The organism is Blautia sp. NSJ-140, assembly GCF_022868965.1.
In the GTDB taxonomy this organism is placed as follows: Bacteria; Bacillota; Clostridia; order Lachnospirales; family Lachnospiraceae; genus Blautia_A.
In genome coordinates this window covers 157,529-170,592 of sequence record NZ_JALIFS010000004.1, presented here as the reverse complement: position 1 = coordinate 170,592, position 13,064 = coordinate 157,529, and the positions used below count along the sequence as shown (strand labels likewise).

The window sequence follows — 13,064 nt, the reverse complement described above, 5'->3', positions numbered from 1 at the left end:
TTTTTTTATATCTTTTACTTATACATATCTACCACATCCTGAGCCTTCTTGCAGAACTCATCAACTGTGATCTCGTCTTTCATACAGGACTGGAAGATCGTTCCCATATCGCTGATAAATTCCATTGTCTGTGCCACCAGTGGACGTCCCTGTACATTGCATTCATTTGCATATCTGCTGTACATTTCTTTTGCCGGGTCAGAATCCGGAACTACCTTCTCTGCAACATCCTTTCTTGCAGGATATCTGTCAAATGCTTTATAGGAAGCTTCCATTCCGCCTTCATCAGCCATATACTGAAGGAATTTCACAGCTGCATCTTTATTCTTGGATGCTTTGTTAAGAACATAGTTCCAAGAATCTGTAAAGATCGCACGCTCTCCCTTACCGCTGAAATCCGGTACCATTTCCATGTGGATCTTATCTGCGCCAAGCATATCTGCCTTTGCATAATCTGTTCCAAGGCCCCACATAAACCAGCATCCGTATTTTCCGTCATTGATCTTCGGATTCATCTGATCATATTTATCAGCAATCTGCTCAATGGAGGTTTCTTTATCAGCAACCAGATCATGGAGGAACTGAACCGCTTCCTTGTTTTCCTCTTTGGTCCAGTCAAAATAATCGCCGCCGAACATGTTTACAAACTGTGCAAGCTCGTTAAATGCATAAGTTTTCTCCCAGGAACCGCCGTAACCGAATCTTCCATCCTTGGAAACAGCCTTCATATACTTCATGAAGTCCTCTTTTGTATCAATGGACTTGATTCCGACCTCATCCATGATCTCCTGATTTACCCAGAATGCAAGATATCCTGCATAGCCTGGAACACCGATAATGTTTCCGTCCTTATCTGTGATCATATCCTCTACATATCCCTGAGCAAACTGATCAATGATATCATCTGTCATTACTGTATCATTCAGTCCTTCCAGCCATCCGGAATTTTTAAATGCCGCGCTCATCTCATCGTTGATCTCAATGACATCCACGGAAGTATCTCCTGTGGAAAGCATTGTGGTGATCTTCTGCTGACGGGTATCTGTATCTGTAGGTGCCGCAATTACATTAATGTTCAGGCCCGTGGCATCTTCCACATTTGCAAGCCAGTCCTCAAAATCCGGGTCTGTGGTGTTGACGCTGTATAAGGTAAGATCATATTTTTCCTTTGCGGAAACAGTAACCACGTTACCTGCCATACCCACAACCATCGCTGCTGCCAAAACTGCACTCATTACTTTTTTCTTCATATCTTTCTTCCTTTCTGGACATTTTCGTGTTTGTCCACACCTGTTTTTGATGGTTTAAGGATACCAGAGAGCCCCCTCATTCTAAATACAATATTTTATGATTTATTTATATTATTTTTCGTTCTCTTGTATTTTTGTTGTTTATTTTTTATAATCCTTTTATATAATCTATATTTGTAACGGCTTTTTTCACAGCTGAATTCGGTTTCATTAATTTGTTTTTGACATAAAGGAGAATATGTACTATGAAATTCCACAAATGTATCCCACCCAGTTTTTCCTCATTTCGCTATAAGCTCCTGCTCGCATTTCTGATCGCAACTATGGTACCTCTGATTTCCCTGACCTTCATCAGCTATCACATTTCCTATAACATTGCCAGAGATCGTATTATCGATTCCGCCGTAATGACTGACAGACAGCTGGTTTCTCAGCTGAACGACCGTCTCGGCCAAGTTGAAAATGTAGCAGATACCATACAGTTTCAAATGTACTCCCTCAATCATTCTTCCTCCAATAAGGTAGATGCACTTAAAAAATTTACCACTGTAAAAAACAATATTTCGCTGTATAAATCCACATTCGATTTCTTCCATATATATGTTTTTCTGCGGCCGGATCAGCTTGGTTCAAAAGAAGGCCTGTACTTCTTTTCCACAGACGAGCTTTCTGCATATGGTCTTGATAAAAATACTGTTTCCGGTTCAGGCTTCTCCTCTGTCTGGATACCGGTTTCCAATATGCCGCTGCCTAAAATATTGTCCACAAAAAAATCATCCGCCGATGTGATCCTCTGCGTCCGGGCACTGAAAAATCAGGCCACCAGTATTCTGGAATACGCCTACGGCATTGCGCTGGATACCTCAGAGCTTGCCACTTATCTTCAGCCTGCAGCTATGGATTCCCGCATATACAGCTACATTCTCACAGATCACGGAGAGATTGCAGCGAAAAATACATCCTCACTGAATTTATCCGGAATTTCCAAAGCACAGTTTCAGAAATTTAAAGAAAATGCAGATTCTTCTTTTCACAGCGGCGACAAATATTATAACTGCTGTACCTTAAGCAATGGCTGGCTCCATGTTACCGAAATCCCTGAAAGCTACATTCAGGGCAACACACACATCCTGATCCGTGCCTTACTGATCACTGTCCTTATTTTTCTGCCCCTTACTGTTATCATCGTGATCCTTTTTTCCGAAAATCTTACCCGGAAGATCACTGCACTTTCCTATGCAATGGAAACCTTTCAGCTGGGACATGATCCGGAACATCTGTCTATCGTTACTGTTCCCCACCCGGATGACCCTTCCAGGTATGATGAGATCGACAGACTGGGCATCACCTTTGAAGATATGCAGCACACAATAGCCGGAAACCTGAAGTCCATTGTAAATCTTTCCGTAAACGAAGAGCGTCTGAAATACCAGCTGCTCCAGTCACAGATCAATCCGCATTTTCTTTATAATATCCTGGGATCGATCCGTACCTGCCAGTCGCTTGGAAAGCTTGACATTGCTGATCAGATGATTACTGATCTGACGGCCTTTTACCGTCTTACCCTGCGTAAATCAAAGGAACTTATTCCTATTAAAGATGAACTGGAAATCGCCCGGCTTTATCTGGAAATGGAAAAGCTCTGCCATAAAGATAATCTGGATTGGGAGATTGAAGCAGAAGATGGAATCGAAAATTTCCTGATCTGCAAGTTTACACTTCAGCCATTTCTCGAAAATTCCATTCTGCACGGGATTTCTTCGGGCACACCAGCTGTTTTTATTTCGATCCATGTTCTTTATGGCGATGATACGGTTGTGATCTCCATTGAGGACAACGGTGCCGGCATGGATCCTGAAACCCTTGCACAGCTGCGCCATGCTATTGAACATAATGTTATTGATTATGAGAAGCATTTTGGAGTTTCCAATGTAAGTTCCCGTATTTCCAACCCATTATACGGAAACGGTTCTGTAAGGATCAGCAGCAACCCCGGAAACGGCACATATGTCACCATTGAATTCGAACAGATGGAGGAAGATATCGATGAAAAAAATAATGATCGTAGATGATAATTACCTATCTGCAGAAGGTATCGAAAAAAACATAGACTGGGAAGCGCTGAATGCAGAGATCATCCATGTCTGCTACAATGGAACATCTGCTATCGAAGCCATGAAAAAAGAGCCTGCAGATCTGATCATTTCTGACATTGAAATGCCGGATCTTGACGGCATTTCCATGAGCCGTCAGGCTCTTGAGATCAATCCTATGGTAAAGATCATTCTGATCAGTGCCTATGATAAATTTGAGTATGCACGGCGTGCTCTGCTCCTCGGTGCTCTGGATTATATCGAAAAGCCTCTTGATTATACCTATCTTATCCAGAAGGTAAAAAACGCTTTTGCACTGATGGAAAAGGAACAGAAAAATCTCCAGCTTCTGAAACAAAGCAGGCCTCTTCTTACAGAAAAGTTTTTCCGCGAGATCACCCACCTTCCGGCTTCTGAAGCTGCCTACCGGCTGAAGCCTTATCTTCAGTATCTGAACCTGAAGCTGAATTATGATTTTTATACAGTTGTTGTTCTGGAGCTTGAAAATGCTCCGGATCTAAAAGCCGTTTACGGGATTGAAAAATTTCAGATGGAGCTTCTCAACCTTCAGGATCTGATAACTGAGGAAACCGCTTCTCTTGATTTTGTACACCTTCTTCCGGATATGGATGGCTATCTGTGCATTCTGGGACACAGTGGATGCCAGTCCAACAGCTTCCGTCAGCTTACCAGCCAGCTTATTTCCTCAATAGCAGATGCCTGCCAGCCACTGGGGCTGTCCCTCAATGCAGGCATCGGAACAATTGTCCGGGATTTCTGGAACCTGAACCAGTCCTACAAAAGTGCCGTACATGCGCTGGAATACAGATTCTTTTTCCCGCATCAGAATATCTTTGACGGAAGAGATGCTCTAGGTTCCGATCTGTCTGTTGCAGATTTTTCAGACACAAAGGAAGATGAGCTGATCCGGCTTCTCTGTAAAAAGGATACCTCTGCCATAGATATCTGGTTTCAAAATTTTTCCGACTGGCTTACCCAGAAATTTCGCACAAAGAATTTCGCTTTCATACAGATCTATTCTCTTCTCGGCCGAATCCTGAAATTTTTCTATGAATTAAATCTGGATACTCATGACCTTGAAGCTAAAATTTTGTATGTTTACAACCACATAAATGAGTTTCATAATACGGAAGAACTATGTCAATGGCTGAAGGATCTATGCCATCTTTTATGCCGGAAACTTGATTCCTCCATGAATGATTATCACCAGAAGCTCTGTGAACTGGTGATCTCCTATATCAACGAACACTACACTGACAATACGCTCTGCCTCAATGACATTGCCGCCTCTGCCAATGTAAGCCCTGCTTATTTAAGTGCTCTTTTCAAAAAAAATCAGGGGATCAGTCTCAGCGACTTTATCACATCTCAGCGAATTTCCGCAGCCGCCCGTTACCTGACTACGACTACTATGAGTCTGAAGGAGATCAGCCTGAAATGTGGTTATGCCAATCAATATTATTTCAGCACCAGCTTCAAAAAGAAAATGGGGATCACACCTTCCGCCTATCGGGAACAGCATACATAACCTCTTCTCTTCTTTATAACAAAGTTACTGTCACAAATGCCAGTGCCCTTCTCCGGAATTTTACTTATAATCAATTAATAAAGAGAATCATCATATTTTTTCGAAGGAGGGATCGCTATAAAAAAATGGAAAAAAATCCTGATATCTCTGATAACAGTCTTTGTACTGGCCATGCTTCCGGCAGAATCGGCAATTCTGCCTGGCACAGTCTGTGTTACAGAGGCCGCTCCCAGGATCAGTTCTTCCAAGCTTACCATGATCAAGGGGCAGAGCAGAACACTGAAGATCACCGGTCTCAAAAAAGGGCAGAAAATCACCTGGAAGAGCAGCAATTCCAAGATCGTCGCTGTAAACAAAGCTGGCAAGCTTCAGGCTAAGGCTAAAGGCTCTGCCACCATTACAGGAACCGTTTCCAAAAGGAAATACACCTGCAAAGTCACTGTACATGCCCCGAAGCTGAACAAAACCGCAGTAACTCTGAAAGTCGGTCAGACATATCAGCTAAAGCTTAGTGGTACCAATCAGAAGATCACCTGGAAGAGCAGCAATTCCAAAATCGTCACTGTAAACAAAGCAGGCAAGCTTTTTGCAAAATCTGCAGGAAATGCTACAATTACTGCTCAGGTAAACGGGATCCGCTTTGTCTGCAAGGTTAAAATCCAGAAAAAAGCAGCTCCGGCAAAGCCAGCTCCCACCGCTGCTCCTGCAAAACCAAACCCTACCGCAGCTCCGAAGCCCGGCATAAAATTAAAAAACCACATTCTGAGCAAAGGCAAAAAGGCCAGTGATGGAAGCGTAAAAATCGAGCTTAACACACACGATGAATCAAAAAAAATCGATATGGATTTAGGCGGTTTGGGTTCGTCATCTTCTATGCAGGTTTCCGTAGATGAATATCGAAGTATCACATACATTCCCAAAAACAACAGTTTTAAATTCTATTTCCGGTTTTCCAGCCATGATGATTTAAAAAGTGATATTACTTTGACTTTCCCGATGAATTCTACTGCGGCTTCTTTAAACTTTTATTTTTACATGAGCATACTTCCTGATGATGAATCCGGTACACTGATTGCCACTATGAGCAGCTCCGCTCCGCTTTCCGCCATCAGGAATGAATCCTCTAATTTATCCTTCCACTTCCAGAAGCTTACAGATCCTTATGAAATCCTGACACAAAAAGATGCTTCCGAGCTTGCCAACGACACTCTGGATATGGCTGTTCCATATTGGACTGATCTTCTCAAGGGCTCCGGCATCACCCTGCGCTCCCTGGGCTTTTCAACTACAAAATAAGCTTTTCCCAAAAACAGATCGAGCATACCCGACAACACCCCTGGCTATTACAGCCAGGGGTGTTGTACTGTCAGCTGCTTTGCAGCCTATTCCGTTAATTCTTCCAGATTCTTTTTTAATTCGAGCATCTTGTCTCTCAGCTCAGCAGCCTGCTCGAAATTCAGGTCTGCTGCCGCAGCACGCATCTGCTTCTCTACCTGGGCGATCACCTTCGTCAGTTCTTTTCGGTTCATGGATTCCGGATCCTTTTTAAGCTTCACTTCTGTCTCTGCCACCTTCTTCGAAACAGCGATCAGATCACGGACCGCCTTCTTGATCGTGGTTGGAGTGATGCCATGCTCCCTGTTGTAAGCCTCCTGTATCGCTCTCCTTCTTTCTGTCTCCGAGATTGCTTTTTCCATGGATTCTGTCATATTATCTGCATACATGATCACATGGCCTTCGCTGTTCCGGGCAGCACGGCCGATAGTCTGTACCAGGGATGTTTCCGAACGAAGGAAGCCTTCCTTATCTGCATCCAGGATCGCTACCAGCGTGATCTCCGGAATATCCAGTCCTTCTCGCAGAAGGTTGATCCCGACTAGCACATCAAACACATCCAGGCGCATATCGCGGATGATTTCCGCACGTTCCAGAGTGTCAATGTCTGAATGAAGGTATCGGACACGGATTCCCAGATCCTTCATATAATCGGTAAGGTCCTCTGCCATACGTTTGGTCAGGGTCGTGATCAGGACTTTGTTTTTCTTTTCAATTTCCTTATTTACTTCTGCTACAAGATCATCGATCTGTCCTTCGATCGGACGCACCTCCACCTTCGGATCAAGAAGCCCTGTAGGACGGATGATCTGCTCTGCACGAAGAAGCTCATGGTCATATTCATATTCTCCCGGTGTCGCAGATACAAACATTACCTGGTCAAGCTTGTTCTCGAATTCATCAAAGCTCAATGGACGGTTGTCCTTGGCAGATGGAAGTCGGAAACCGTAATCTACCAGGGTCTGTTTACGGCTCTGATCACCGGCATACATACCGCCCACCTGAGGAACTGTTTTGTGAGACTCATCTATAATAAGTAAAAAATCATCTCCGAAATAGTCCATCAGCGTATACGGCGGCTGGCCCGGAGCCAGTCCTGTAAGATGTCTGGAATAGTTCTCGATTCCGGAACAGAATCCGGTTTCCTTCATCATTTCTACGTCAAAGTTGGTACGCTCCGCAATTCGCTGAGCCTCGATCAGCTTGTCCTCACTTTTGAAGTATTCCACCTGCTGCTTCATCTCTTCCAAAATGGCATCTGCTGCACGACGGATCTGCTCCTGAGGCACAACGTAATGAGATGCAGGGAAAATCGCTGCATGGCTTTCCACACTTTTGATCTCTCCGGTAAGCACATCGATATCTGTGATACGCTCGATCTCATCTCCGAAAAACTCCACCCGCACTGCCCGGTCTGTAGAATTCGCCGGAAAGATCTCCAGCACATCACCCCGGACACGAAAGGTTCCACGGTGAAAATCCATCTCATTTCTTGTGTACTGGATATCGATCAGCTGTTTGATAACCTCATCACGGTCCTTCTCCATTCCAGGGCGAAGAGAGATCATCATATCAAAAAACTCCTGAGGTGCACCTAAGCCATAGATACAGGATACCGACGAAACCACGATCACATCCTTGCGCTCACATAAGGCTGCTGTGGCGGAGAGACGGAGCTTATCGATCTCATCGTTAGTGGATGCGTCCTTAGCGATGTAGGTATCTGTGGACGGGACATAAGCCTCCGGCTGATAGTAATCGTAGTAGGAGACAAAGTATTCCACTGCGTTCTCCGGGAAGAATTCCTTAAACTCACCGTACAGCTGTGCTGCCAGTGTTTTATTGTGCGCAAGTACCAAAGTTGGCTTGTTTAACTGGGCGATGACGTTCGCCATGGTGAAGGTCTTACCGGAGCCTGTGACACCCAGCAAAGTCTCGAACTGGTTGCCTTCTTTGAAGCCTTTGACCAGTTTTTCGATTGCCTGGGGCTGGTCGCCTGTTGGTTTGTATTCGGAATGAAGTTTGAAGATTTGTTGTGAATTCTGCACAAAATCACCTCCTGGTTTTTATATCAAAAAAGTTCGTCTATCAGGCTGAAATTCGTAGAAGCACATTCTCTAATTTTGCCCCAATATGCCTCTCTACGAATTTTGTTCACCACCTTTATAATCTTCAATGGAAAATAATGCTCTTGCTGATTTCAGATCATTTCGGGCTGTTTCCAGACGATATAACATCAGATCCCGCCTGGTACCAATTTCCTGATTATGCTGCTCCATACAAAACTACCCCTTCTTTATGAATATTAGAATAAAATGGATAGTTCACAATCCACTTATTAAAATGTGCTTCACTTTTTGCAATAGGCTTAATATCCGTGTCATGATCCATATTAAAATCATATGTCATGTAAGAGAGCTGTTGTGCATATGCCTTTAATTCCAGATCTGACATATCTACCAGGATCATAATGTCCACATCAGAATCCGGACGAAAGTCACCCCTTGCATAAGAACCATAAAGGATTATCTGGCGTACATGGAAACCATAAATTTTTTTAACAGCTTCTACATACTGTTCAATCAAATCCTGCATCATCTTTGGCATATATCATCACCTCATTTTCTGCTGATCATTCTATACTCTGCCTGTTACTGTATGCAAAAAGGGTGTTTATATCTTTTTTATCCTTGCTTTTACAGTATATCATTCAGGGTAAAAAAAGTACAGAACAAGCGAATGTTTGTTCTGTACTTTTTACTGCCGTTATTACTGTTCACTCCGTTCTCAGTAACACGCTTCGCGATGCACAGAATTTATGCTAATTGCATAAATTCGCGCAGTATGTCTCGGGTTTTCTGTGACCTTCGCTCACAAAAAACACCTCGCGGAACATTGCCAGTGAACAGTAACCTGCCGTTATTCTTCTGCTTCTCTCTCATAAACGATCTCACCGCCAAGAACTGTCATATCCACTTTCGTGGTCTTGATCTCATCCGGGTCGATCTCATAGATATCCTTCTCGCTAACTACGAAGTCCGCATTTTTACCCACTTCGATGGTTCCGTTCTCTTCTTCTGTATAGGAAGCGTAAGCTGCGTTTTTTGTAAAAAGCTTCACCGCTTCATCTACAGACATTTTTTCGGACGGGATCCATCCTTCCTCAGGCTGGCCCTTTATATTTTTGCGGGTGACTGCAAAATAAATATTCTCCATGGCATCAAAGCTTACCACAGGAGCATCCGAACCGCCGGATGCATGGATTCCCATATCCAGCATGCTCTTCCATGCATACACCTTATCCATACGGTGTGCACCGATGGCAGGTTCCACTGTGTTCATATCCAGATCGATAAATACCGGCTGGATATATGCCAGAAGATCCTGGTCTTTCATCCCCTGCAAAATACGCGGATTGGTGATCTGGCAATGTACGATACCATGTCTGCCCTTTTTATTATCCTTCCGGTAAGGAGATTTCGCTGCTGCCTCAATGACCATATCCATGGCACGATCGCCGATACAGTGTACCGCTGCCTGCATCTGATGCCGGTCAAAAAAAGCAAACAGATCGTCAAGCTCCTCCTGACTGAATGTGATGATCCCGGTATTTCCCGGTGCATCCTCGTAAGGCTCATTCATGGCCGCTGTTCTTGCACCAAGAGAACCATCCTGGATCAGTTTCATCGGCCCGATCGTAAAGTGTTCTCCTCTCTGTCCTGTACGATATCCTTCCTCAATAAAAGCCTTCGCATCCTCCACCCGCTCAAAAAGGCACTGCTCATAATGGCGGATACTCAGCTCTCCTCTGGCATCCAGTGCCTTGTAGGAGGCCATGATCCGACGCCAGTTTTTTCCCGGAAGGGAGGCAAGATCATCGGACTGTACACCTGTAAATCCACATTCATTCAGCTTCTTCGCACTGTATTTGATGTAGCCTTCCACTTCTTCCTGGGACGGTGCATCCAATACGGAAGAATAAAACTGTACTGCGTTCTCCTTCAGAAGTCCGGTATCCAGGTCAACCTCCTTCTCAATCTCCGGGAACTCCGGGATTTTTTTCAGAAGCTCCAGACCGCAGCTGTTGCACACAGCCACATGCCCGCAGACACGCACCATAATGATGGGGATTTCCGTTGAGAGCGCATCCAGCTCATCCTTATGCGGATAGCGTGGCTTATCAAAATGCTCCTCATTCCAGCCTCTGCAGTAGAGCCAGGCCAGCTTCTGACCTTTGCTCTCCTCCAGTCTTTTTTTTGCTGCGGCAAGCATTTCCTCAACACTTGTGCAGTCAAACAGTTTTACAGATCTTTCCACAAATGCATAATGCAGCATATGCATATGTGTATCCACAAAACCGGGCAGCATCAGCCTTCCCTTAAGGTCGATCCGCTTTTTGCAGGAAAAAGCTTCCGCTTCTTTATCAGTTCCCACAAAAACGATCCGGCCATTTTCGATTCCCACAGCCTCTGCCACTTTTTCACTGTCATCCAGTGTTCTTATACATCCGTTAAAAAAAATTGTATCCACTGTTTATTTTTCCTCTTTTTCTTTTTTATCCTCGTAGAAAAGTGCCATATCCTTGTCTACCTTTCCGATTCCCATGTAACGCGCCTTGTAATCCTTCAGCAGTTTAAAGAAAGTACCACTTAAGATAAATAATGTGGCAACATTTACAAATGTAGGAAATACGGTTGTAAAGTCTGCAATTACCCACAGCTGCGCCGGTGTTCCGTTTCCGTAAAGAGTAAGCACTGTGACCAGAAGACCCCATAATGGTGTTCCAAGGATAAAAACCTTCTCTGCAATCTTCAGAACCTTCTGATTATTTTTCAGCCAGTGCTTCAGGATCACGCTGTAGTAGGTGAACCATCCGGTTGATGTTGTTAATCCAAAAAGAAAAATACTGATCGCGATCAGTGCTCTCGCAATGGAGCCCATTCCAGACTCAAATGCTGTCAGTGTCAGCTCTGATCCCTGAAGTCCTGAATTCCAGTAGCCGGTGATGATAACAACAAGACCTGTCATGGAGCAGACTACGATGGTGTCTGCAAATACCTCAAATGCTCCCATCAGTCCCTGTTTTACAGGATGGTCTGTCTTTGCGGAAGCATGGATCATAGGAGATGTTCCCCAGCCTGCCTCGTTGCTGTATACGGAACGGGCAAAGCCAAGACGCATTGCTGTTGCAACACCGGCTCCCATAAATCCGCCGACTGCCGCCTGTGTTGTAAATGCACCCTTGAAGATCAGTCCAAAGGTTTCCGGCAGCTTGTCAAAATTCACTACCAGTATTGCGAGAGAGCCTACAATGTAAAGCATGCACATGATCGGTGTCATATAGGAAGAGATCACGCCGACTTTCTTTACACCGCCGATGATGATCAGATAGATCGCTGCCACATACAGAAGTGACGGTACGATGTACGGCAGGTGGAAGGTACTTCCGACAGCCTCTGATACTGTATAATTCTGTAAGGTAATGAACCATGTCATAAAAATACAGCCGCCGAACAGCACTGCAAAAAGTTTCCAGAAGGGAAGCTTTTTCTCTCCGCCAAGTCCCTTCTGCATATAGTAGGTTGGGCCTCCCTGATACTCACCATTTGGCTGTTTTTCTCTGTAGTATACAGCAAGTGTTACCTCTGCCATCTTGATGACCATGGCAAGAAGCGCTGCGATCCAGAGCCAGAATAATGCACCAGGTCCTCCTGTTGCAATAGCCGTTGCAACACCGGACATATTGGATACACCAACGGTACCTCCGATTGCAATGGAAATAGCCTGGAACGGTGTCAGGCTCTTTCCGTCATCTCCGCCTTCCTGGCGACGTTCTTTACTGAACATGTTTTTCACAATGTAACCAAAATGGCGGAACTGGAAGAAACCGGAACGTACTGTCAGATATATGCCTGTAGCGAGGATCGTGATCAGCAGCGGCAGTCCCCAGAGCCAGTTGGTCAGATTTTCAAATAATTCAAACATCTTTTCCTCTCCTGTCTTTCTTATTGTTTGTCTTTTGCATCCATTCGGAAAATCTGTGTATAGAATAAAAAAAATCCCCGGAACATGAAGGCAGATACGGATACCCGGAGTTCCCGACATACAGCTCTTCTGCCATATATCTGCGAGCCCCGTTTCTATCCTCTTTATCCTTCATGCTCTGGGGATCTTACATATCAGTTCACGAATCTTCCAAACGATCATAGTATATCACACTTCCGGAGGAATTTCTACGTTTTCTGTTTGAATTTTGTATTTTTATTCATTTTTCATGAATATTACTATTTTACCGTATGGACTCCGGATACTCCACCCCTTCCGGCATGGGATCCCATTCGTTAAGGCCAATACTCTGCTTGAATTTCGCCTGTTCAAGCGTAAGCTTCGGGAGATCATCCTGCAGATAATCCATCAGCTCGCTGATACCTTCCCGGGTCTTGTTATTTACCATAAATATCCTCTCACAGCCCATGTTTTCCATCCACTGTCTGACCATTGGAATATTGGCATGGGGAGAATCTACCTTGGTGATGATCCCGATCAGCGGCCGCAGGAGAAAATTCCTGCTGCCGTCACTGAACAGGTTAAACGGCTCATTGGCTGCCTGTACAATAGCGATCACATCCGCCTCAAAGGAAAAGCAGGCCAGTCCTACGCTGAAATGCTTGGATTCCGCATATTCTCCCGGTGAATCAATGGTATCTTCATTTGTATTGGTATACTGGGTCTTATGATAATGAAGCTCTTCCCCTTTAAGCGCCTGCGTCAGGGATGTTTTGCCGGCTTCACTTCGACCCATCAGAAAAATTTTTTTCATTTTTTATCCCGTCCTGC

The 13,064-nt window shown here is 44.5% G+C and carries 10 protein-coding genes; 3 read left to right on the top strand and 7 right to left on the bottom strand.

The genetic code is table 11. The features are described from left to right. Positions 1-14: 14 nt before the first annotated feature. Positions 15-1,250 (bottom strand): ABC transporter substrate-binding protein, encoded by a 1,236-nt coding sequence (locus tag MUB50_RS06710; protein WP_118062777.1) that lies wholly within the window; start codon positions 1,248-1,250, stop codon positions 15-17. Between the two features lie 245 nt (positions 1,251-1,495). Between MUB50_RS06710 and MUB50_RS06705 the strand changes: the two genes are divergently transcribed. From MUB50_RS06705 to MUB50_RS06695, 3 genes are all read left to right on the top strand, one after another. Beyond that, a complete protein-coding gene (locus tag MUB50_RS06705; protein ID WP_244790277.1) occupies positions 1,496-3,322 on the top strand; it encodes a sensor histidine kinase in 1,827 nt (608 codons plus the stop codon). Beyond that, the gene (locus MUB50_RS06700) at positions 3,297-4,892 is read left to right on the top strand and encodes a response regulator (protein WP_244790275.1); all 1,596 of its coding nucleotides are present in this window, start codon (positions 3,297-3,299) and stop codon (positions 4,890-4,892) included. The genes MUB50_RS06705 and MUB50_RS06700 overlap by 26 nt, the downstream gene beginning before the upstream one ends. A 171-nt stretch (positions 4,893-5,063) precedes the next feature. Beyond that, entirely contained in the window at positions 5,064-6,188 is a 1,125-nt protein-coding gene (locus MUB50_RS06695; RefSeq protein WP_244790273.1) for an Ig-like domain-containing protein, read from the top strand. 86 nt (positions 6,189-6,274) lie between these two features. Here MUB50_RS06695 and uvrB read toward each other — a convergent pair whose 3' ends face one another. From uvrB to MUB50_RS06665, 6 genes are all read right to left on the bottom strand, one after another. Continuing rightward, complete coding sequence (gene uvrB, locus MUB50_RS06690) at positions 6,275-8,275, bottom strand: excinuclease ABC subunit UvrB (protein ID WP_244790271.1); 2,001 nt, start codon at positions 8,273-8,275, stop codon at positions 6,275-6,277. 93 nt (positions 8,276-8,368) lie between these two features. Next, positions 8,369-8,506: a hypothetical protein gene (locus MUB50_RS06685; RefSeq protein WP_244790269.1), complete on the bottom strand. Its 138-nt coding sequence runs from the start codon at positions 8,504-8,506 to the stop codon at positions 8,369-8,371. Next, a complete protein-coding gene (locus MUB50_RS06680; RefSeq protein WP_244790267.1) occupies positions 8,493-8,834 on the bottom strand; it encodes a nucleotidyltransferase domain-containing protein in 342 nt (113 codons plus the stop codon). The genes MUB50_RS06685 and MUB50_RS06680 overlap by 14 nt, the downstream gene beginning before the upstream one ends. A 312-nt stretch (positions 8,835-9,146) precedes the next feature. After that, the gene (locus tag MUB50_RS06675) at positions 9,147-10,757 is read right to left on the bottom strand and encodes an amidohydrolase (RefSeq protein ID WP_244790265.1); all 1,611 of its coding nucleotides are present in this window, start codon (positions 10,755-10,757) and stop codon (positions 9,147-9,149) included. 3 nt (positions 10,758-10,760) lie between these two features. After that, positions 10,761-12,212 carry an alanine/glycine:cation symporter family protein gene (locus MUB50_RS06670; protein WP_244790263.1) on the bottom strand — a complete coding sequence of 484 codons (1,452 nt, stop codon included), beginning with the start codon at positions 12,210-12,212 and terminating at the stop codon, positions 10,761-10,763. A gap of 304 nt (positions 12,213-12,516) precedes the next feature. Continuing rightward, positions 12,517-13,047, bottom strand: coding sequence for a EutP/PduV family microcompartment system protein (locus tag MUB50_RS06665; RefSeq protein WP_118513075.1), 531 nt, complete (start codon positions 13,045-13,047; stop codon positions 12,517-12,519). Positions 13,048-13,064: the final 17 nt, after the last annotated feature.

Bases quoted from the DNA above. Each gene is read 5' to 3' on its own strand.
- MUB50_RS06670 (WP_244790263.1), bottom strand. From the start codon at position 12,212: ATGTTTGAATTATTTGAAAATCTGACCAACTGGCTCTGGGGACTGCCG.
- MUB50_RS06710 (WP_118062777.1), bottom strand. From the start codon at position 1,250: ATGAAGAAAAAAGTAATGAGTGCAGTTTTGGCAGCAGCGATGGTTGTG.
- MUB50_RS06700 (WP_244790275.1), top strand. From the start codon at position 3,297: ATGAAAAAAATAATGATCGTAGATGATAATTACCTATCTGCAGAAGGT.
- MUB50_RS06705 (WP_244790277.1), top strand. From the start codon at position 1,496: ATGAAATTCCACAAATGTATCCCACCCAGTTTTTCCTCATTTCGCTAT.
- MUB50_RS06685 (WP_244790269.1), bottom strand. From the start codon at position 8,506: ATGGAGCAGCATAATCAGGAAATTGGTACCAGGCGGGATCTGATGTTA.
- MUB50_RS06665 (WP_118513075.1), bottom strand. From the start codon at position 13,047: ATGAAAAAAATTTTTCTGATGGGTCGAAGTGAAGCCGGCAAAACATCC.
- MUB50_RS06695 (WP_244790273.1), top strand. From the start codon at position 5,064: ATGCTTCCGGCAGAATCGGCAATTCTGCCTGGCACAGTCTGTGTTACA.
- MUB50_RS06680 (WP_244790267.1), bottom strand. From the start codon at position 8,834: ATGCCAAAGATGATGCAGGATTTGATTGAACAGTATGTAGAAGCTGTT.